This window comes from Streptomyces blattellae, assembly GCF_009709555.1.
In the GTDB taxonomy this organism is placed as follows: domain Bacteria; phylum Actinomycetota; class Actinomycetes; order Streptomycetales; family Streptomycetaceae; genus Streptomyces; species Streptomyces blattellae.
Map to the genome: position 1 here is coordinate 1 of NZ_WJBG01000002.1, position 956 is coordinate 956.

3 protein-coding genes are annotated in these 956 nt (G+C 69.8%); 1 reads left to right on the forward strand and 2 read right to left on the reverse strand.

Annotated features, from left to right (window positions below; translation table 11 throughout):
• Positions 1-178 (reverse strand): FAD-dependent oxidoreductase (locus GFH49_RS00005; RefSeq protein WP_155053635.1); only part of this gene is annotated, 178 nt, incomplete at its 3' end.
• Positions 179-257: 79 nt separating this feature from the next.
• On the opposite strand from GFH49_RS00005, the gene GFH49_RS00010 reads away from it, so the two are divergent.
• Complete coding sequence (locus GFH49_RS00010; RefSeq protein WP_155053636.1) at positions 258-479, forward strand: hypothetical protein; 222 nt, start codon at positions 258-260, stop codon at positions 477-479.
• Positions 480-551: 72 nt separating this feature from the next.
• Here the strand turns inward: GFH49_RS00010 and GFH49_RS00015 are convergent, their stop codons facing one another.
• On the reverse strand, positions 552-704 hold the full coding sequence (locus tag GFH49_RS00015; RefSeq protein WP_155053637.1) for a hypothetical protein: 153 nt from the start codon (positions 702-704) through the stop codon (positions 552-554).
• Positions 705-956: the final 252 nt, after the last annotated feature.

Genomic DNA, 956 nt, shown 5'->3' on the forward strand with positions numbered 1-956 from the left:
TGCGCTTGACGACGTCGACGCCCTGCGCCCGGAGGTCGATCTGCGCGCCGGAGGCCCTGAGGGTCGGAGACCGCTCGATGACCACGACCTCATGACCGTGGCGGCCGAGCCAGTATGCGGCGGACAGTCCGGCGAAGCCGGCACCGACTACGAGGATCTTCTTCTTGTTCTTCTGCATGCGGTATTCCTTGGGTTCTGGAGTCAGGCTGGCGGCGTGGGCGCGGAGAGCACCTGCAGGGTCCGCGGCAAGGCGTCGGGTGGGCCGCGGCGTCGTCGCCGGTGGGTCCCTGGCCGAAGCCGTGGCCGGCGCCCGGGTGGAACTCGTACGACGTCGGCCACGGCCGGCTGCGCAGCGCCGCGAGAACGTCGTCGCCGAGGAAGTCCGCGCCGCTGAAGCGCATCGGACCGAACTCGACGACCTGGTCTCCCCAGATGGTGGGGTTGTGGGCGACGACCGCGCCGATCCGTGCCGCCGGTGATGACGCACACTTTGCCGTCCATGCTCATGGCTTCTCTCCTTCGTCGATCCGTCGTCGTCCGTGCCGGGGTCCTCAGCGCCACTCGTCCACCTCGTCCACCTCGTCCACCTCGTCCGCCGCTGCCCGGATGGACAGGGGCGCCCGCTCGGCGGACTGGGTGGGCTTGGGGTTGACCTGGATGACCGTGGCCGGGGGGGCGATGCGGCCGAAGTAGCCGCCGTACATGCCCTTCGAGCCGACGGCCAGGACGAGGTCCGCCTGCGAGACCGCTGTCCGGCCCTGTCGTAGACGGTCCGGAAGACACTGACGCGGACGTGGACGTGGAAGGAGACCATCGCCCCGCCGCAGTCGCGGCACTTCGGTGCCTACCTGCGCGACGACCTGGTTGATCGTCCCTTGGCCTGGGCCATGACTAGTTCCGGCTGCTCGTCGAGGACGATCGCGCCGTAGCAGTCGCGCTGCTCGATGCCGTCGACG

Coding starts and splice junctions, on each gene's coding strand:
- GFH49_RS00015 (WP_155053637.1), bottom strand. CDS start 704: ATGTACGGCGGCTACTTCGGCCGCATCGCCCCCCCGGCCACGGTCATC.